We start from the raw sequence: 20,250 nt of genomic DNA on the forward strand, positions 1-20,250 counted from the left end.
GATAAAGAAAGCAACTTATTGACAAAAGGATCTATTTCTTTTTGTCCACTCCACATTGGTCCATCAAAGAAGTATTTCCACCTATACCACCCATTACTTTTGTCACAATAGTTTTAGCACCGAAAAATACAGCACAAAATACACCGAGTGCAAAAAGAGCTGGCCATGGCATTCTACCAAATATCGCAAGCAAAGCTGCACCTATTATCACTACGGTCATAAGCGGTCCACCTATTCCCCAAACGTAGCCAATGATATTACATATTACTTGAGCAGTTGTATCGTCATTAGCGTTAGCAGCACTTCCAACATGAGAGAAAGAAATAAATAATACTATAAGAAAAATATTGAAAATTCTCTTGATTGTAGGGTTCATCCCTATACCTTAAATTTAGATATTGCAATTATACCTAAAATACTATAATTTTTAGTAAAACTAGCATAAAGATTGAATAACAAGCGGTGCCACAAAAGTAGTTGACACACAACTGCACGAACATTGTAATATGGCACGATATCACATAGTAAACGATGTCATCCCAGTGCCCAGACACTGGGATCCATTTTCTTTTTTCTAGATTCCAGCGTCACGCGCTGGAATGACAGCAGTCCTACGTCATACCGCCGCGAACCGTCATACCGCGATTCATTCGCGGTATCTCGGCAATAGATCCCGCTAACAAGCAGCGGGATGACGGTTGTCGATAAACATTTAAGAAATTTACCAAACGAAAAAAAAGGCAAAAGAAGCCCTAGTCATTGTCTATTTTCAGTATTGGCGTTTTTTAAGTCTTAAACACTGCAATTTAGCTGCTTTTAAGTGCAACTCACCTTAGTTTAAATGTTTAAGAAATTTACTAAGCAGAAAAAAAGGCAAAAGAAACCCCGTGTTAGCTAGTTGTCACTCTCTAATCCTGCAAAATCGGCGTACTATACTGTCTTAAACGACTTATAAGCGCGTTTCAGCTTATATAGGTAAAAACCCAGAAATGTTGTGAAGACATAAGGTGCACATAGTGCAAAAAATTAAAAATAAGACGCCAACTACGTTGTTTTCTTGCTGTTTAATCTGCACAGATGAAGGTAACTGAATACCTTCAGTTTTATGATAAGGGGGCTGGCGGAGTTTGTCAAGGAATTTTTATGGCTGCGCTGGAATGACATTTGGGAGTTGTGGTCCACTTCTAAATGATAAGAGCCTCAATGAATTTATTAGTTTATTACATGTCTCTTTTCATGTATAAATCTATAGAAAGTTTTATACGGAAGTTGTTTTATGAGCAAAATTATAGAAATCAGAGCACCAAAAACTCTTGGTGGTGAGTCAGTTACGGAAGGTATAGTAAAAATAAAGAAAAATATTGGCGAGGCAGTAAAAGTAGATGATCTGATTTTTGAAATTGAGACTGATAAAACAGCACTCGAATTAACTGCAGAAACTTCGGGGCAAATAACTGAATTTCTTGTAAAGGAAGATGATGTGATAAGTCCTGATCAATTATTAGCGAAGCTTTCCGTGGGAGAAGTAAAAGAGGAAGCAAGAAAAGAAGATACAAGCGAAAGTGCTGCTAAAAAAGATGCTCCATCAGCTCGTAAAATTATGGAAGAAAATGCAATCAGTGCAGAAAGCGTCAAAGGAACTGGCATGGGAGGCAGAGTAACAAAAGCAGATGTAATAGGTCATATGAACAAAGCAGAACAACCTGCAATAAAACAATACGAATTGCCAAAAAGTGTAGTAAGTGGAGAGCAAAGAGAGGAACGGGTGAAAATGAGTAAAATAAGGCAAGTAATTGCCGCTCGTTTGAAAGCGTCGCAAAATACTGCCGCAATACTGACCACGTTCAATGAAATCGACATGAAAAATGTCATGGATCTAAGAGCAAAATATAAGGACGCCTTTGAAAAAAAATATGGAATAAAACTTGGTTTTATGTCGTTTTTTATAAAGGCAGTGGTGCAAGCACTGAAAGAAATTCCTGAAATTAACGCTGAAATCTCAGGCGATGAAATCATATATAAACATTACTATGACATAGGTGTTGCTGTTGGCACTGACAAAGGCCTTGTTGTGCCAGTTATTCGAAGTGCTGATCAGATGTCATTTGCAGAAATTGAGTTGACTTTAGTTGCTCTTGGCAAAAAAGCTCGCGAGGGTAAATTACAAGTATCAGAAATGGAAGGTGCAACATTTACCATCTCAAACGGCGGAGTATACGGTTCGCTCCTTTCTACTCCCATAATAAACCCTCCGCAATCTGGAATACTTGGAATGCATTCAATACAAAACAGGCCAGTTGCTGTTGGTAATGCAGTAGAAATCAGACCTATGATGTACATTGCTCTCTCTTACGATCACAGAATAGTTGATGGCAAAGGAGCAGTAACTTTCCTCGTTAAAATAAAAAATTATATAGAAGATCCAAGCAGATTAGTTTTGGAAGTGTAGCTCAAATGAGTTATTGTTAATCTAGTGTTGCTAAAAGCCTAAATATCATCTAGCTCTGCCAGCAGTTTAGCAACTTCCGGATGATTTGAGTAGCGATGTTTCCTAAAGATGGATGAAGCCCGTGCAAACAACTCCTTTTGTTTCTTATGGTTACCTAGAGCACTATAGGCGTCGCTTAGGTTTATCAGTAGTGTAGCAACTTCCGGGTGATCAGGGCCATAATGTTTTTCAAGAATAGGCAAGGCCTGTTCAAACAGCTCCTTTTGTTTCTCGTGGTCACCTAAGTCCCCATGAGAGATGCCGAGGCTTACCAGTAGCTTAGCAACTTGAATATGACCAGAGCCATAATGTTTCTCAAAAATAGGTGAAACCCGTTCAAACAACTCTTTAGCTTTCTGAGGATTACCTAAATCCCTGTAAACGTTACCTAGATTTGCTAGTGTTCTGGCAAATTCGAAATGATCAGGCCCATAATGTTTCTTTTGAATCGCTAGAGCCCGTTTAAGCAGCTCTTTAGCTTTCTGAGGATTACCTAAATCCCTGTAAGCATTACCGAGACTCACTAATACTCTAGCAACTTTGAAATGATCAGGGCCATAGTGTTTCTCGAAAATAGGTAAAACCTGTTCAAGCAACTTTTTTGCCTTCTGAGGATTACCTGAAGCCCCAAGAGCATTGCCTAGAATTTCCCATAGTTCAACAACTTTAGAAGTAATCATGGACATGATGCTTCTCAAGAATAAATGAAGCCTGCTCAAGCAACTCCTTTGCTTTCCGAGGGTTACCTAAATCCCCATAGGTGATACTTAGGTTTGCCAGTAGCTTAGCAACTTGAATATGACCAGAGCCATAATGCTTCTTAAAAATAGGTAGAGCCTGTTCAAATAACTCTTTTGCTTTCTGAGGATCACCTAAATCTCCATAAGTTCCGCCTAGGTTTTTTAGTATTATAGCAACTGTAAAATGATCATGCCCATAATGTTTCTCTTGAATTGCCAAAGCTCGTTCGAGCAACTCTTTTGCTTTCTGAAGATTGCCTAAATCCCCATGAACATTACTTAGGTTTGTCAGTGTAATAGCAACCTGGAAATGACTGGAATCATAATGTTTCTCTTGAATTGCCAAAGCTTGTTCAAGCAACTCTTTTGCTTTCCATGGATTACCTAAGCCCCTGTAAACGGTACCGAGGCTCACTAGCGTTCTAGCAACTTCGAAATGATCAGATCCATAATGTTTCTCTTGAATTGCTAAAGCCCGTTCGAGCAACTCTTTTGCTTTCTGAGAATTACCTAAATCTCCATAGGCATCACCTAGATTTGTCAGTGCAATGGCAACTTGGAAATGATCAGAGCCATAGTGTCTCTCAAGAATAGGTAAAACCTGTTCAAGCAACTCCTTTTGTTTCTGAGGATCACCGGAGGTACCATAAACGATACTGAGGTTCATCAATGTAATGGCAGCTTGAAAATGATCAGAGCTATAATGTTTCTCTTGAATTGCTAAAGCTCGTTCAAGCAACTCTTTTGCTTTCCGGGGATTACCTAAGCCCCTGTAAACGGTACCGAGACCTACTAATGTGCTAGCAACCTGGGGATGATCAGGCCCATAATGTTTCTCTTGGATTGCTAAAGCCTGTTCAAGCAACTCCTTTTTTTTCTCATGGTTACCTAAATCCCCATAAACAATACCAAGGTTTGTCAGTGCAATGGCAACTTGGAAATGATCAGAGCCATAGTGTCTCTCAAGAATAGGTAAAACCTGTTCAAGCAACTCCTTTTGTTTCTGAGGATTACCCAGATTCCCATAGGCGTTGCTTAGGTTTGTTAGTGTAATAGCAACTTGGAAATGATCAGAACCATAATGTTTCTCAAGAATAGGTAAAGCCTGTTTAAGTAACTCCCTTTGTTTCTTATGATTACCTAGATTCCCATAGGCGATACTTAGGTTTGCCAGTGCTATAGCAACTGTAAAGTGATCAGAACCATAATATTTCTTAAAGATAGATAAAGCCTGTTTGAGCGACTTCTTTTGTCTTCTAGGATTACCCAAGTAATAATATCCATCATTCATCCACGTTAACAAATTCACAAGATAATCCTTTTCTATTGCTTGTTTTTCTGGAGGATTTTTTGCTAGCCAATTATCTATATGTGACAGAAATGCTTCTAAATGAGGCAATAATTGTCGTTTCTTAGCGTGATCTTCTAATTTATCACTGTCATGAGGAAAACTTTCTTTCAGTAATTCAAAAGTCTTTTTCACAACCTTGTTTTTGCCTTGTTTTTCTAACTCTATTCTTGTTACTTGCTGTACTAACCTGTGAACGTTGACTGAACTTTGCTCTTCTCCTGAGTTGATCATTGAATATTGCTTAAGTAGTTGGATAGCATCACCTAACTTTTCTCTATTGCGTTCTAATCCTAAAAACATTTCTACAGGAATATTGTCAGAGGCAATATAGGCGATAATATCTAAAATTTCTTTGGCTTGCTGGCCATACTCTGCGTTGTCTTTGATTTTATTAATAGTAATTCTCCAGGTTATAAAAGTTGTCTCGGTGTAACTATCATTGCTGTCTTCAGGAAACTTGAAATCAAGCAATTTTTCTGCTTCCTCTTTATACCTTTTTAAATAATCACTGATTTCAAACCTCAAGCCTACATTCTTTAATGCTATATCCCTTTCTTTTATGTATGCAACTGCCTGCTGCAGGGCTAAAGGAAAATGCTGTAATGTCTCTGCTAAATTCTTTATTTCATTTTCTTGTGATCCATCCTTTATATCCAATGCTTTTCTAATGAAGTCTATGGACTCTTTAAATATACCCAATGTTAATACTTCTATATCTCCCCATTTTTGATTACGCGAGGTAATCAAAACACTAGGTTTATTATCATCAGATGATAAAAAGTGGGACGGTAAAAATTGACTAATACCAGCATCTTGACCTTCACTTCTATATTTTTCTGCATTATCGAAAACAAAGAGACTTTTTCTCTTGGCAAAAAAAGCATATATATCTCTTACAATAGATTCAACATCCCTATCTTCTGTAGGAATGCCTAAAAGACCTTTAGCTAATCTGAAAAAAGACTGCACTATAGTTTCATAGGTTGCAGCATTTATCCATATAATATTGTTGTCATAATCTTTACTGTGCTTTTCAATATATTTTCTGACTAACTCAGTCTTACCGATTCCTCCCAAACCACTGATAGAAGCTAGATGCGATATTACTGTGGCTACACCTTGGCTTTCTTGTATTGACTCATGCAACTTTTTTAGCTCTGTCTTTCTTCCAGTAAACGATCCTACTGGGTTTCTTACCTCAAATCGAAAGCCTCCTAAGAACCTGTACATGATCTCAAGAAAGGAATAAACTAAGAGATAATGTATATAAGTTAGGATATATGAGGAGTTTATACCCAAGTAATATAAGTCGGGAAAGATTTGAGATTATATTACCAGATCTAGAGTCCTGTAGAAAAAAAACAAAACCAAGAAAACTTGATTTGTATGATGTATTTTGTGGAGTGTTATACGTTCTGAAAAGCGTTTGTCAGTGGAGAATGCTACCAAAAGAGTTTCCAAAATGGCGCAATTGTTACGACTATTTTAAGAAGTGGAGTGAAAAACCAGATGCAAATAAAGAAAGTGTTCTGGAGCTGGTGTTAAAAAAAAATAGTTGGCGTAGTCCGACAAAACAATGGTCGGAAAGAAAAAACCAGCTTCTGCATAATTGATGCACAGAGTGTAAAAAATGCAGATACTGCTGAAGAAAAAGGCTACGATGCAGGCAAAAAGATTTCAGGAATAAAACGCCATATTGCAGTAGATACGCAAGGTTTGCCACATGCAATTTATGTAACAACAGCAGAGATAACTGACCGTAGCAGTGCTGTGAGAATAGACTTCTTTCAAAATTCATGTATGGAGCTCAAAATTGTGAATTGCAGCAATCAAATTAAACCTTAAACCAAAACGTTTTCGTCGGTTTCTATACCTGTCCGAGATGATTTTAAACCTTTTCAATAAGCCAATTACGTTTTCAACAATTGCCCTTTGGCTCATAAGTGCCCTGTTCTCTTTTTTTTGTTCTTTGCTTAACGGATTCTTTTTCATTTTCCTGTGCGGTAATACAACATTTTTGTGTATCTTCTGCATTCCCCTGTAGCCGGCATCAGCTAAGATTTTGGTGTCCGGTAATATTGCTACCTTTGATTCTCTAAACATCCGAAAATCGTGTTTTCTACCATTCGAGAAAGATGTGCATATGACTTTTTTACTCTTCTTCTCTGTTACTATTTGTGTTTTTATAGTATGCCTTTTTTTCTTTCCAGAGTAGAAGGGCTTTTGCTTTTTTTTGGTCTCTCTACTGGCGTTTCAGTTCCGTCTATTACTAAAACTTCATATTCTACATCACTCTTTAATAGCTCTTTTTTTCCTGGTAATGCAAAATCTGGATGTTTTATTAATATGTCTTCTACCTATCTTATTATTTTAAAACTGTTACTTTCACTCATGCCATAGCTTTGCCCAATATGAAAATATGTACGATATTCTCTTATATATTCCAGTGCCATAAGTAGCCTGTCTTCTATGCAAAGTTTACTTTTTCTTCCACTTCTAGCTTTTTTTCTTTTATCCTCCACTTCTAGAATTTCTACCATTCGCTCAAATGTTGCTTTTTTTACCCCTGTTAAACGTCGAAACTTTTCTCCTTCTAACTTTTCTATTTCCTTATATTTCATGCTTTCAAATACTTCATCTTACACTCCCTCTAACAATTTTGAAAGAAGTCTAATGGTAGAAAATGCAAAAGAAAACCTCTCGGGAGTTAAAAATGTACTGGTTGATGCAGGCTATACGGGAGAGAATTTTGCAACACAAATAAAAGCAACTATTGGTGCAACTGTTGAGGTAATAAAACGCAGTGAATTACATACCTTTGCTGTATTGCCAAAAAGATGGGTTGTAGAGCGTTCTTTTGCTTGGTTGGAAAAATGTAGACGGTTATGGAAAAATTGCGAGCGTAAACTCAACACCAGCTTGCAAATGGTAGTTCTTGCTTTCACTGCTTTGTTCCTCAAAAGATTATGAACAGGTTCTAAGAAAACGTCTCCCTTTTTCTTTCAGCCAATCTAGCATTTCTTCTTGAAATCGGGCGTAAACATTCTTTCTGTCAATATCATTAAATTGCTCACCTAGCTCACTTTTGATAATATCCGCTAGTTTTATTTCATTAGGCTGATTTACTGCAAATACTAATTTGTCAAAAAATTCTTTTATACTCTCTTCTAACCCATTCTTTATTATTTGTTTAAATTTGCCTTGCCACCTTTGATTTCTTTCCAATTTTCTTTTTGAGTCCTGATCTGGTTTACTTTGAAGTTTTTCTATCTCCTCTTTTAATTCTTTTATCGTCTCTTCCACAGCACCCTTAAATGTCGGTTGCATTATTGAAATCATGTTATCGTGAGTACAAAAGAACTTATATCTAGTGCCGCCGTCTTTAAAAAAGACATCACTAGTGTCGATTACTTCAACTAAAATTTCTATTTCCTCGTTTGGTCCTGAAGTTTTTACCTTCAATTTCCTCACTGTGTTTTGTGCTGTACTTTGATCCAGATCAAAATCGATATTAGTACAGATAATAAAATCTTTCAGGTTACCATCTGCAAAATCTTGATTATTTTTAATCTTTAGATAAGAGATGAAATACTTTGCTAACCTAAATTCATCTCTATTTTTATCTTTTGTAAGTAAGTCCCTTACTTCAATTTTTCTATTATCTTCATCTTGTGTATGTTTAGCCTGCAAAAAGCGGTATGCTTTCTTACTACCCTGGGTATATTCAAACACTAAGTCATCAAACTTTCTGGCTTCTTCTATTTCTCTACCTAAGCGAAAAGAATGCTGATAAAGTACTCCGCGATGCAAAAACAGCATCAATACCTTTAACTGATAGATATTACCGTGCATAACTAGTTACCCCATACAGGCTGCAATAAATTTATTTAGTCTAGAATTAAAGATTACCAAATACCTCAAATAATACAACGGTATCTTCAATATTTTGATAGAAGGCCTTCGAGGGTAGGAATTGCTTAGCAAACTCTTAATTCTTGATTTAAAAAAGACTTTCCAAAGATTTCCCAAATCTAATATATCATTGCCGCAGGCTGCATTTAGTAATATAATCTCATATTAAATAAGACTTTACTTAAGTTTATGCTAGATTCTCCGCTAATTTTGACAGCCATTCTTATATTTTTCATTTTTACGTTGTCATTCTTTTTTATAAGAAAGATATTTGGGTCAACAAATAAGAAGATAATAAAATCCTTTAGGAAAATTGTTCAGCAAATAAATGCATTAGAAACAGAAATGCAGAGCTTATCTGATGAGGAGCTTGCTGGTAAAACTGAAGAATTCAAACGAGAATTGAAAAATGGGAAAACGTTAAATGATCTTCTCGTACCTGCATTTGCAGTTGTGCGTGAAGCCTCTCGAAGGTTTCTTAACATGAGGCACTTTGATGTTCAACTGATTGGTGGAATGGTGCTCCACAATGGCATGATATCAGAAATGAAAACAGGAGAGGGAAAGACACTCGTTGCAACTTTAGCAGCATATCTAAATTCCTTAGAAGGGAAAGGCGTACATGTCGTAACTGTTAACGACTATCTTGCAAAACGGGACACAGAGTGGATGAGCAAATTATATAATTCTCTTGGGGTTTCTGTTGCGTTTATTACGAATAACTTGACAGACGAAGAGAGGAAAGAGGCTTACAGTGCAGATATCGTGTATTCCACAAATAACGAGCTTGCCTTTGATTACCTGCGAGACAATATGAAATTTTCTCAAGAAGACATGGTTCAGAGAGGCTTTCACTACGGAATAGTTGATGAAGTGGACTCAATACTCATTGATGAAGCTCGCACTCCGCTTATTATTTCTGGCCCGGTTGAGGAAAACAATCAGATATATAAGCATATCAATAAAATAGTAACCAAATTAGTTGACTCCGATTATGAAGTAGATGAAAAAGGTAGAACGGTATTCTTGACTGAAGATGGTATTTCACGAGTGGAGGAACTACTAAGGTCATACAATCTCATTCCTGAAAATTCCTCGCTCTATGATACTGACAGCATGATAATGACTCATTATATAGACCAAGCATTACGTGCATATAAGCTGTTTACTGCTGATAAAGATTATATAGTAAAGGATGGCAAGGTAGTGATTATTGATGAATTTACTGGGCGTATGATGGAGGGCAGGAGATATTCCGATGGTCTTCATCAGGCACTTGAAGCGAAGGAGAATCTTGAAATTCAGCATGAAAACCAAACTTTAGCATCGGTCACATTTCAGAATTACTTTCGTATGTACAATAAACTTTCCGGAATGACGGGAACAGCAGCAACAGAGGCAGAAGAGTTTCGTGATATATACAGATTAAATGTAGTAAAAATTCCAACCAATGTACCTGTAAAAAGAGTTGATATTGATGATGAAATTTACGGTACAGAAAAGGAAAAATTTAATGCTGTACTAAAATTTATAGAAGAATGCCACAAACGCCTTCAACCGGTCCTTGTTGGCACGGTAAGCATTGAAAACTCTGAGAAGCTTTCTGCGCTTTTGCAAAGCCATTCTCTTAAGCACTCAGTATTGAATGCTCGTTATCATGAACAAGAGGCGTACATAATAGCACAAGCTGGAGTGCCAGGCAGTGTCACCATAGCAACTAACATGGCAGGGCGTGGAACTGATATTCAGCTTGGTGGAAATGCTGAAATGATCGCAAAGGTGGAGCTAAAGAAGATAAAAAATGCTGATGAAAGAGAAAAAAAATACCAAGAAATAGTCGAAAGAGTAAAAAAAGATAAGGAAATTGCTATAAAAGCTGGTGGTTTATGTGTGGTTGGAACCGAAAGACATGAAAGCAGGAGAATAGATGATCAATTACGTGGCCGTTCTGGCCGTCAGGGTGATCCTGGACTTTCTAAGTTCTTTTTATCACTTGAAGATGACCTAATGAGAATATTTGGTTCTGATAGAATGAGAAGCTTTTTACAAAAAGTAGGGTTAAAGAATAACGAAGCTATTCATCATCCATGGATCAATAAGGCACTCGAGAAAGCGCAAAAGAAAGTTGAAGCTAGAAACTATGATGTGCGAAAATCTTTGCTTAAGTTTGATGACGTAATCAATAACCAACGTAAAGTTATTTTTAAGCAGAGAAACAATATCTTAGGTGACGAAATTAATGATTTGTTTGAAGTGTATAGCGAAGTAAATGAGAGCGTAGTAGAAGGTATAATCCAAAGTGGCTATTATGAGGATTATATTGAAGATATAGTCAAAGAATTCCATACGAGGTATGGAATAATGCTTGATAAAGAAGATTTAGCAAAGTTTTTAAACAAACAAGAAGTTTTGAATTATATAAATGATAAGATACAAGAATTTTTTACTGAGAAAGAAAAATATTTCAACAGTCAGCACACTACAGATTTGTGGAATACGATCGTGAAGCAAATGATGATAATGACACTTGATCATTTATGGAGGGAACACCTTTCAGTTCTAGAGAGCCTAAGACAAAGCATAAGCTTACGTGCCATGGGGCAGAAAGATCCACTGAATGAATTTAAACGCGAAGCTTTCTTGATGTTTGAGTCAATGCTTGAAAAATGGAAGGAACTCACCATTCACCGCCTAGCGCACTTTAAGTTGGCAGACAACCAAGAGATAGGCAATAGGTTACATTCTGCTAGAAATAGCAGACTTCCCAAAGTCTCAAGAAACGACAAATGCCCTTGCAACTCCGGAAAGAAGTACAAACACTGCCACGGTGCGGTTACTGTGGTAAATTAGCAGCTGTGGTCTGTTCACCTATATTACTGCAGCTAACCTCACTTAATTCGCTATTTAACGAATGTTCTGATACCTTATATGCAACTCCATAGGCAATACCACCAACGATCAGTGCAGATGCTACAGTAATTCCAACTATTGCTAGTGGAGGTAATGCAGTGGGATAGGCAAGTACTAGTGGAACTACAACGGCAGATATAACAACCCCAGCGGCTCCTGCTTTTGTAACTTTAGGTCTATGAATAAATGATGGATCTGCACCATATTCTAGTAGAAGTTTTGCTGTTTTTGAATATTTACTATGCAAAGCATGACCCAAAGGGGTATATCCATTTTTATCTTTCAGATCGATATTAGCTCCATTTTTTAGTAGAAGTTTTGCTGTCTTTATATGCCCATGTTCGGCAGCATAATGCAGAGGAGTTTTTCTATCTTTACCTTGTAGATTAACCTTTGCTCCTTCTTTTAACAAGAGTTCTACTACTTGCGTATGCCCGTATGCGGCAGCCCCATGTAAAGGAGCTGTACCATACTTAACTTTTACATCGATCTTCGCTCCATTTTCTAGAAGATTTTTTACTACTTTTATACATCCATGTCTAGCAGCAACGCACAAAAGAGTTTCTCCTTGCTTCAGGAAGAATTTTAGTAATTCTTCCTCATCTTTAGCTAATTTACTTAATACAAAATCCTGTATAAATAGGTGATTTATATCAAATTCGCTTTTTTTCCACTCATCATATATAAGTTGATTTGCCTGCTGCAGCTTATCTTTAATTCTATCAATTAAATTTTCCTTACTCAGACCTGGACTACTGTTAACTTCTTCTAATATTGCTTTGAACATTCTCCTAGTACAAACCATAAAAATTCATCACAGTGTATAGTTAGACTATATCATGTCAATGAGAATTTAAGAAAACACAGTAGGATTTTTACCTTATGATTCAATTACTATAACGGACTGCTTGCCTATCATCAAATTAGCGGTACAGGTTCTTCTTTTTTTCTAGATTCCAGCGTCACGCGCTGGAATGACAAGAAAGGAGTGCTGTAATGACAAAGAAGAGTGAAATTAGCACTCATTTATTATTTGTGTCGTTTTCAGTAAAAGCTTCCTCCCATGTGCCTTGAGTTGCTGCGCGGCTATACTCTGTTACTCTATTTTCAAAGAAATTCGTATGTTCCACGCCATTTAGTATTTCATCAAGCCATGGAATAGGATTATCATTGACATCATATATGGACTCAAGACCTAATTGCATTAACCGTCTGTTTGCTACGTAGCGTATGTAATTGCGCACTTCTTCTGCGGATAGTCCTTCAACGTCTCCAAAATCAAAAGCAAGCTTTATAAACTCATCCTCAAGCTCAACAATAGTGCGACATGCAGAATATAATTCCTCTTTAAACTCGTCGTCCCAAATTTCATTATTCTCTTTAATAAATGTATTAAACAACATGATAATTGAATTGGTGTGCAAAGTTTCATCACGGGCTGACCAGGCGATTATCTGCCCCATTCCTTTCATTTTTCCAAAGCGTTGGAAATTGAGCAAAATTGCAAACGATGCGAATAACTGCAACCCCTCGGTAAATGCACCAAACACTGCTAGGGTTTTAGCTACATGTTTTTTATCATGTTTTTTGCTTTCCTCAAATTCTAGCATGTACTCATACTTCTTTCTCATAGCATCATACTTTAAGAATGCTTGATACTCGCTTTCTGGCATGCCAATTGTGTCTAAAAGATAAGAATAAGCTGCAATGTGTATAGTTTCCATATTGGAAAAGCTTGCAAGCATCATGCATATTTCTGTTGGCTTAAATATATTTGAATAATGCCTCATGTAGCAGTTATTTACTTCAATGTCTGCCTGAGTAAAAAATCTAAAGATCTGGGTTAGTAGATTTTTTTCTACACTTGAAAGTTTAGTTTTCCAATCCTTCACGTCATCAGCGAGCGGAACTTCTTCAGGTATCCAATGTATCCTTTGTTGCTGTAGCCACGCATCATAAGCCCAAGGGTAATTAAAAGGTTTGTATATTGGATCTGCTTTTAACAATGACATAAGACACCTATTATTTTCTAAAGTAAATATTATATTAAGTGATATTTAGAATCAGTCAATTTAACTTTTTGAAATTTGACGGCAGGTAATTTATTAGTGTATTATAGCTTCAAGTAATTTATCAACAGAAATGCGAGTATTAATTTTTATTTTATTATTTACAGTGAGCTGCACTCACACTATTCACAATCACGGAGCTCCTGGCATTAATTTTGAATTGTGGAACAAGATAAAAGTAGGTGACGATAAAGAAAAAGTGGTTCACACTTTAGGATCACCAACATTAGTATCAAAGTTTGATGGTAACGTTTGGTACTATGTCTCATATAAAATTAAACAAGCTAACTTCTTAGGAAAAAGGAAGTATAGCAGTAAGTCTCTGCAAATTTCATTTGATCAGGACGGTAAAATTGCAGATATAAAAGAAACTGACATCTCAGAGAGATCTTTGGCTGTTTTTTCTGATTGAAAATCTGCTCAGATCTCTTCACGTCATACCATCACAACTGTACGGATTTCTTGCGTTGTAGTAGAATGAATGTAGGATGTTAACCGCCGGTAGCGCGTGACGCTAGGCCATAAAAATTCCTTGACAAACTCCGCCAGCCTCCTTATCATGAAACTGAAGCTATTTATTTATCTTCTCTGTACAGATTAAATGACAAAAAAACTCACGTATCTGGCGTCTCATGTTTAATTTTTTGCACTATGTGCACTCTATGTCTTTATCAAATTTCTGGGTTTTTACCTACACAAGCTGAAATACGCTTATAAAGCATTTAAAACATTAAAAAACGCCAACTTAAAAAATGGATAGTGAATAACTAGCTACCCTAGGGTTTCTTTTGCCTTTTTTTCTGTTTAGTAAATTTCTTAACGTTTATAATTTAGATTAGTTGCGGCTTAAAAGCAGCTAAATCGCGGTTATTAAGTGTTTAGAATAAAAAAACGCCATACTTGAAAGTATAATGTAAGTAATTAGCCAACCACGGGGCTTCTTTTGCCTTTTTTTTCGTTTGGTAAATTTCTTAATATTTATGGCTAAACGACAATCGTCATCCCGCTACGTGTTAGCGGGATCTATTGCCGAGATACCGCGAATGAATCGCGGTATGAAGGTTCGCGGCAGTATGACGTAGGACTGCTTTCATCCGAGTAGCTTGACACTGGGATCCAGTTTTCTTTACAAATTCACAAAAAGTGCTTCATTCTATAACGCAAAACCCATACTCACCAAACCCAATGCATTACTTGCAATTAAGTTTCCTGGATCCCAGTGTCAAGCACTGGGATGACACCCTTTTGGATGGAAAGCTACTTGCATGACACCATTCTTTTTCCTGGATTCCAGTGTCAGCTACTTGGATGACAAAAAAAGGAGTACTGGGATGACACCCTCTGTTGTACGTCACGCGCTGGAATGACAGAGAAATCTAATTGAAATTGTTAGACCTAATTAGGTTCTTAGTTTCTCAAAAAAATCCTTTAACAAAAAAGAGCATTCTGTTTCTAATATTCCACCATAAACTTCAGGTATATGGCTGCAAAATTGAAATATCTTAGCACCATTTTCAATACCTCCACCTTTTGGATTATAAGCTCCAAAGTACAATCGTTTAACTCTGGCAAAGGAAATAGCTTGAGCACACATCGGACATGGTTCTAATGTTACGTACATATCAGTATCACAAAGCGTGGAAGTTGAAAATGCTTGTCTGATCGCTAACATCTCTGCATGTGCAGTTGGATCGCTGGATATATTGTGTGCAGAAGAAACAACATTGCTTCTACTTACTATTATAGCACCTATGGGAACCTCATCATTTTTTTGAGCGAGTTTGGCTTGCTCTATGGCAAGCTCCATATATTGATACTTGAACACTTTCCTTTGCTAATCTTCTTTTTTTAAATTTTTTTAACTGCTGCCTTAATAAACGATATAAAAAGAGGATGAGGAGAAAACGGCTTTGATTGAAACTCTGGATGAAACTGCACACCAATAAACCACGGATGACTCTCTAACTCCACTGCCTCTATGCACGTTCCATCTTCTGATATGCCACTGCATAGAAGCCCATTTTTTTCCAAATCATCTTTATAATCTGAATTGATTATGTATCTATGCCTATGCCTTTCTGAAATAGTAGTGTTACTATATGCATCCATCATTTTAGAGTTTGCATTTATATTACATTTGTATGCCCCAAGTCTCATGGTTCCACCAAGATCGTCATCTTGATCGCCAGCTAACTTAACGATTGGATGTTTACAGTTATGAAATTCTTCAGAGTGTGCATCTTCAAGCTTAACAACATTACGAGCAAACTCAATAATTGCAAGCTGCATACCAAGGCAAATTCCGAAAAATGGGATATTATTTGTACGGGCATAATTTATTGCTAATATTTTACCCTCTACTCCGTCATCACCAAACCCCCCTGGGACAAGGATTGCATGAGAATTCTGTAATTTCTCTCCTATAAGTTTTTCATTTATAGGCTTTTCTTCCTTTTCTCTTGAGTTAACCCAATTTATCCTTATTTTGACTTTATTACTAATCGCACCATGATTTAATGCTTCAACCAGTGATTTGTACGCATCAGGGAATTCGGTATATTTCCCTACTATAGACACAGTAACTTCCTGTGTTGGGTGCCTTATAGAGTGCACTATTTGATCCCATTCAATCAAGCTTGGTTTTGGCTTACTTAAATGAAAGTGCTCTAAAATTTGCGTATCAAGCCCACATTGGCTATATAACACCGGTAACTCATATATATGACTCACATCAGGAGCAGGTATCACATTGGACAAAGAAACATTGCAAAGCTTAGCTATTTTCTCTCTTTGATTATCGAAAATTTCTTTCTCACTGCGGCATAATATAATATCTGGTTGTAACCCCGCGGAATTTAACTCTCGAACTGAATGCTGCGTTGGTTTTGTCTTTAATTCTTGCGCTGCGGTAAGATATGGTATTAAAGTTAAGTGAATCAGGATAACTCTTTGTTTTCCTAATGTGTAGTTAACTTGGCGTATAGCCTCCAAAAATGGTTGGCTTTCAATGTCACCTACAGTTCCGCCTATTTCACATATTACAAAATCTAAACCTTCCGTACCATTAAAAATGAACGATTTGATCAAATCTGTCACATGAGGAATGACTTGCACAGTTTTGCCCAGATAATCACCACGCCTCTCTTTCTTCAATAACTCATGATATATCTTACCAGTTGTTATATTGTCATCTTTTGTTGCTTTAATTCCAGTAAAACGCTCATAATGCCCAAGATCCAAATCAGTTTCAGCACCATCCTCGGTAACAAATACCTCTCCGTGCTGAGTTGGGTTCATTGTCCCAGGATCAATGTTGAGATACGGGTCAAGTTTTCTGATACGGATCTTAAAACCGTGAGCTTGAAGAAGCGCACCAACGCTTGAAGCAACTAAGCCTTTACCAAGCGATGACACAACTCCACCTGTGACAAAGATAAATTTAGCTTCCTTCATTAATTTTCAAATGGAACAGAAGTAGGTTCACTTTCTTGCTTTTTTTCTAATATAATTTTTTCTGCGATCGATTTTTTATGTACGTCTTTTGAACATAATCCTGACAATAGCAATGTGTTTATAATAAACAATCCAGCAACAATAGCCGTTATTCTGCTGAGCGGGTTTTCAGAAGATTTCACCGGAATCATCGAATTGACCCCCTGTTGTGCATTACTAAAACCACTTAACGAACTACTTCCAGGTGGCTGCAAGAGCACTAAAATTACTAACACAACAACCAATATTATTTGAAATATACTTAATACCGCTACTGACATTATAGATAGGGCTGAAAATAAAAATTTTAGCAGTACAAAGCACGTAAGTCAAGAACATCTGTCACCCAAATAGCTTGAAACCTAAGTATGTATTTACTGCCTACCTTATTTTGATTAACATATGCATAAGACTTTGGGCTTAATATGTATCACATTTTAAAATACAAAGATTATGAACCAAAAATAGACGAAAGTGCTTTCATCGCAGGTGGTTCGCATATCATAGGTAAGGTTGAAATAGGAAGAAATGCGAGCATCTGGTTTAATTGTGTAATCAGAGGGGACGTTGGATCAATAAAAATAGGTGATGGAACAAATATTCAAGATGGAACGGTAATTCATGTGGATAGAAACCCAGGTGGTGACACAATTATTGGCAGCATGGTAACAGTGGGACATTTTTGTATGTTGCACGCATGCACGGTGCATGATAAAGCGTTTATTGGTATGGGCTCTACCGTGATGGACCATGCAGTTGTGGAGCCTGAAGCTATGGTAGCTGCTGGCTCACTGGTGACACATGGAAAAGTGATAAAAAGTGGAGAAATATGGGCTGGCAGGCCAGCAAAATTCTTCAAAAAAATGTCGAATGAAGAAATTAAACATATCGCGCAGTCGGCACAAAATTATATCATGCTAATGAAGGAATATAAAAATTGTAGTTGAAAGCATATGCGTTAAATTAAGAAGAAGGCTCGTTTGTTTTTGTGTATCTTACTATCTTTATATTCTGTGCAAATAAGTTCTTCTAAATCTTTACAAGATTTTTCCCTTGCTTCCTCTGGCTGCAGTTTTCCACTCATTATTAAATCTATTAAAGCAGTATAATTAGCCAGCGTTTCTGACATGAACCAAATCTTTCAAATTCTGCACTCACCACTACCTATAACTCACTTTCACGCAATATTGATCGTTCTTAAAAAGCAATCTAACATTTTTTATTCCTTGATTGCGAAGCTTTGATGCAGCTGATTTAGCAGCCTGAGCACTTTTAAAAAATGCAACATATCCCTTACTTTCTGCACTGTCTTGTTTTGGGTGACGTTTCTGCATTTCTTTTTCATATTGCTTTCTGTAATGAGGAGTATTTTGTATCAATTGTTCTGACATCTTTCTTAGGTATTGGACTTTTACCTTTGCAAGCCCTACTTTATGAAATCCTAAGACTTGAGCTGCTTTTTCTGATAAGTCTATTATTCTGCCTTTAATAAATGGTCCTCTATCGTTAACCCTTGTAACAAGCTTTCTTCCATTTTCTAAATTAGTGACAAGAACAAAGCAGGGTAGGGGCAAAGTCTTATGCGCTGCAGAGATCAAGTGACGGTTAAACACTTCACCATTTGCTGTAAGCGTGCCATGATCTTCTATTCCATACCACGACGCTGTCCCTATCTCTTCGTAGTGTTTACAGTTTTTTGGATAATAAGTTATACCATTTATTGTGTAGCTGCTGCCAATTTTGTAATGACCTGCAGTGCAATTAAACCTGTTGCTAAAACTGCAACTACTCATCAAAACGAATATTAGACATAGGAAGGCTAGGTTTTTTATCATTGTATTCGGTAAGAGGGTTCGATACTATGAGGATTTTAAATTATACTATAATAAATTTAGTAATGAGTAAACATCTACTGCTAAATATTAACAAAACTCAAGAAGGAATAATACATATTATTGGTATAGGTGGAATCGGAATGAGTGCCATTGCTGAAATTCTTCACAATTCCAATTGCAAAGTTCAAGGCAGTGATGCACAATCAAACGACAATATAAATAGGTTACAAAAGCTGGGCATAGAGGTTTTTATTGGTCACAATGCTAATAATATAAGCCAAGCTCAAATAGTCGTACATTCTTCTGCAATAAAATCTGATAATGTGGAGTTAATTGCGGCAAAAAATAACAATAAAACCGTTTTGCATAGATCAGACATACTTACTGAAATTATGAAAGATAGGTGTGTAATAGCGGTTTCAGGTTCAAGCGGAAAGACAACGACAACAGCAATGATTGCTTCCATTTTTGATCATTCTGGCATTGATGCGACTGTAACTGTAGGAGGGATATTAAATTCCTATAAGAGCAACTTCAAACTTGGAGGGAGTGACACTTTTCTGATCGAGGCTGATGAGTCTGATGGAACTATGCTAAAAATCCCTGCAAAGATTGCTGTCATAACAAGTATCAACAATGACCACATAGATTATTACGGCACATTTGATAATATCAAAAATGCATTTTCCCAATTCGTGAATAATGCAGGTTCTGCAGTTTTACCTGATTCTGTAGACATCGATTATGATGCGGGTAATTCTATAACGTTTGGGTTTGAGAATGGTAGCATAAGAGCCAGCAACATCGAACAACATAATAACAGCATGGAATTTGATGTGTTGATTGACAATAACCACAGAATAAAAAACGTAGTACTATCAAACACAATAGGAATGCATAAAGTAAGCAACGCCTTAGCTGCAATATCAGTTGCGATAAAGCTCGGGATTAGCGATGCAGAGATTAAAAAAGGCCTTTTGGAATTCAAAGGAGTAGCAAGAAGATTCTCTTTGATTGCCAATATTAAAGGTGTTAAGTTAATTGAGGATTATGCCCATCATCCAAATGAAATATATGCAACTTTAACGGCTGCACGTTCGATTACTAAAGGAAAAGTAATAGGAATTATCGAACCACTTCGTTTTGCTCGCATTCGTAATTTTTTTGATGAATTCATACGAATTTTCATGATGTTTGATTATGTCATCCTCACTCCTGTTCATCCCCCAGAAGACAAGCCTATTCCTGGTTGTGGAATTGATGATATACAAAAAGCTTTAATCAGTAATGGATTTAATAACACAAAAATTATGAATGATGCTTTGCTCATTTCACATTTTATTAGTGATTCGACAAGTCCAGGTGATATAGTATTATTTATTGGTGCTGGTAGTAATATAGCTAAATTGGCAAAAGAAACTGCAGCACTTATTGCAGAAGTTAAGGTTTAATG

General features: G+C 36.7%; 17 protein-coding genes and 3 pseudogenes. 7 read left to right on the forward strand and 13 right to left on the reverse strand.

From position 1 onward, the window contains the following. Positions 1-31: 31 nt before the first annotated feature. Together AABM58_RS06545 and AABM58_RS06550 are read right to left on the reverse strand one after the other, a co-directional pair. The gene (locus AABM58_RS06545) at positions 32-376 is read right to left on the reverse strand and encodes a TrbC/VirB2 family protein (protein WP_264374165.1); all 345 of its coding nucleotides are present in this window, start codon (positions 374-376) and stop codon (positions 32-34) included. Between the two features lie 158 nt (positions 377-534). After that, a complete protein-coding gene (locus AABM58_RS06550; protein WP_338406695.1) occupies positions 535-744 on the reverse strand; it encodes a hypothetical protein in 210 nt (69 codons plus the stop codon). 532 nt (positions 745-1,276) lie between these two features. Here AABM58_RS06550 and odhB point away from each other — a divergent pair. Beyond that, positions 1,277-2,449 (forward strand): 2-oxoglutarate dehydrogenase complex dihydrolipoyllysine-residue succinyltransferase, encoded by a 1,173-nt coding sequence (odhB, locus tag AABM58_RS06555; protein WP_338406696.1) that lies wholly within the window; start codon positions 1,277-1,279, stop codon positions 2,447-2,449. A gap of 38 nt (positions 2,450-2,487) precedes the next feature. Here the strand turns inward: odhB and AABM58_RS06560 are convergent, their stop codons facing one another. Then, positions 2,488-3,174: a tetratricopeptide repeat protein gene (locus AABM58_RS06560; RefSeq protein WP_338406697.1), complete on the reverse strand. Its 687-nt coding sequence runs from the start codon at positions 3,172-3,174 to the stop codon at positions 2,488-2,490. After that, the gene (locus AABM58_RS06565; protein ID WP_338406698.1) at positions 3,155-5,809 is read right to left on the reverse strand and encodes a tetratricopeptide repeat protein; all 2,655 of its coding nucleotides are present in this window, start codon (positions 5,807-5,809) and stop codon (positions 3,155-3,157) included. The genes AABM58_RS06560 and AABM58_RS06565 overlap by 20 nt, the downstream gene beginning before the upstream one ends. 50 nt (positions 5,810-5,859) lie before the next feature. Here AABM58_RS06565 and AABM58_RS06570 point away from each other — a divergent pair. Further along, positions 5,860-6,352 (forward strand): annotated as a pseudogene (locus tag AABM58_RS06570) (IS5 family transposase); the annotation flags it as partial. A 21-nt stretch (positions 6,353-6,373) separates the two neighbouring features. Here the strand turns inward: AABM58_RS06570 and AABM58_RS06575 are convergent. Next, positions 6,374-7,200: pseudogene (locus AABM58_RS06575) on the reverse strand (IS5 family transposase). Positions 7,201-7,255: 55 nt separating this feature from the next. Here AABM58_RS06575 and AABM58_RS06580 point away from each other — a divergent pair. Continuing rightward, positions 7,256-7,549 (forward strand): annotated as a pseudogene (locus AABM58_RS06580) (transposase); the annotation flags it as partial. Here AABM58_RS06580 and AABM58_RS06585 read toward each other — a convergent pair. After that, entirely contained in the window at positions 7,544-8,431 is an 888-nt protein-coding gene (locus AABM58_RS06585; RefSeq protein ID WP_338406699.1) for a hypothetical protein, read from the reverse strand. The pseudogene AABM58_RS06580 and the gene AABM58_RS06585 overlap by 6 nt on opposite strands. 249 nt (positions 8,432-8,680) lie before the next feature. Between AABM58_RS06585 and secA the strand changes: the two genes are divergently transcribed. Beyond that, positions 8,681-11,341: a preprotein translocase subunit SecA gene (gene secA / locus AABM58_RS06590; protein WP_338406700.1), complete on the forward strand. Its 2,661-nt coding sequence runs from the start codon at positions 8,681-8,683 to the stop codon at positions 11,339-11,341. Here secA and AABM58_RS06595 read toward each other — a convergent pair. Together AABM58_RS06595 and AABM58_RS06600 are read right to left on the reverse strand one after the other, a co-directional pair. Beyond that, entirely contained in the window at positions 11,325-12,188 is an 864-nt protein-coding gene (locus AABM58_RS06595; protein WP_338406701.1) for an ankyrin repeat domain-containing protein, read from the reverse strand. The genes secA and AABM58_RS06595 overlap by 17 nt on opposite strands. 235 nt (positions 12,189-12,423) lie before the next feature. After that, a complete protein-coding gene (locus tag AABM58_RS06600) occupies positions 12,424-13,413 on the reverse strand; it encodes a ribonucleotide-diphosphate reductase subunit beta (protein WP_338406702.1) in 990 nt (329 codons plus the stop codon). Positions 13,414-13,543: 130 nt separating this feature from the next. Between AABM58_RS06600 and AABM58_RS06605 the strand changes: the two genes are divergently transcribed. Continuing rightward, positions 13,544-13,882 carry an outer membrane protein assembly factor BamE gene (locus AABM58_RS06605; RefSeq protein ID WP_338406703.1) on the forward strand — a complete coding sequence of 113 codons (339 nt, stop codon included), beginning with the start codon at positions 13,544-13,546 and terminating at the stop codon, positions 13,880-13,882. Positions 13,883-14,869: 987 nt separating this feature from the next. On the opposite strand, the gene AABM58_RS06610 is transcribed toward AABM58_RS06605, so the two are convergent. Genes AABM58_RS06610 through secG form a run of 3 tightly spaced genes read right to left on the reverse strand, consistent with a single transcriptional unit; the run spans position 14,870 to position 17,243 of the window. After that, the gene (locus AABM58_RS06610) at positions 14,870-15,277 is read right to left on the reverse strand and encodes a nucleoside deaminase (RefSeq protein WP_338406909.1); all 408 of its coding nucleotides are present in this window, start codon (positions 15,275-15,277) and stop codon (positions 14,870-14,872) included. Between the two features lie 41 nt (positions 15,278-15,318). After that, positions 15,319-16,923: a CTP synthase gene (locus AABM58_RS06615; RefSeq protein WP_338406704.1), complete on the reverse strand. Its 1,605-nt coding sequence runs from the start codon at positions 16,921-16,923 to the stop codon at positions 15,319-15,321. Next, the gene (gene secG / locus AABM58_RS06620) at positions 16,923-17,243 is read right to left on the reverse strand and encodes a preprotein translocase subunit SecG (protein WP_182319295.1); all 321 of its coding nucleotides are present in this window, start codon (positions 17,241-17,243) and stop codon (positions 16,923-16,925) included. Before secG ends, AABM58_RS06615 begins: the two co-directional genes overlap by 1 nt. A 144-nt stretch (positions 17,244-17,387) precedes the next feature. Here secG and AABM58_RS06625 point away from each other — a divergent pair, with 144 nt between their 5' ends. Next, a complete protein-coding gene (locus tag AABM58_RS06625; RefSeq protein ID WP_338406705.1) occupies positions 17,388-17,909 on the forward strand; it encodes a gamma carbonic anhydrase family protein in 522 nt (173 codons plus the stop codon). A gap of 11 nt (positions 17,910-17,920) precedes the next feature. On the opposite strand, the gene AABM58_RS06630 is transcribed toward AABM58_RS06625, so the two are convergent. Further along, positions 17,921-18,091 (reverse strand): hypothetical protein, encoded by a 171-nt coding sequence (locus AABM58_RS06630; protein ID WP_338406706.1) that lies wholly within the window; start codon positions 18,089-18,091, stop codon positions 17,921-17,923. Between the two features lie 31 nt (positions 18,092-18,122). Further along, positions 18,123-18,797 carry a septal ring lytic transglycosylase RlpA family protein gene (locus AABM58_RS06635; protein WP_338406707.1) on the reverse strand — a complete coding sequence of 225 codons (675 nt, stop codon included), beginning with the start codon at positions 18,795-18,797 and terminating at the stop codon, positions 18,123-18,125. A gap of 26 nt (positions 18,798-18,823) precedes the next feature. Here AABM58_RS06635 and murC point away from each other — a divergent pair, with 26 nt between their 5' ends. Next, complete coding sequence (gene murC / locus AABM58_RS06640) at positions 18,824-20,248, forward strand: UDP-N-acetylmuramate--L-alanine ligase (protein ID WP_338406708.1); 1,425 nt, start codon at positions 18,824-18,826, stop codon at positions 20,246-20,248. Positions 20,249-20,250 lie beyond the last annotated feature (2 nt).

The organism is Wolbachia endosymbiont (group A) of Longitarsus flavicornis (assembly GCF_963931955.1).
In the GTDB taxonomy this organism is placed as follows: domain Bacteria; phylum Pseudomonadota; class Alphaproteobacteria; order Rickettsiales; family Anaplasmataceae; genus Wolbachia.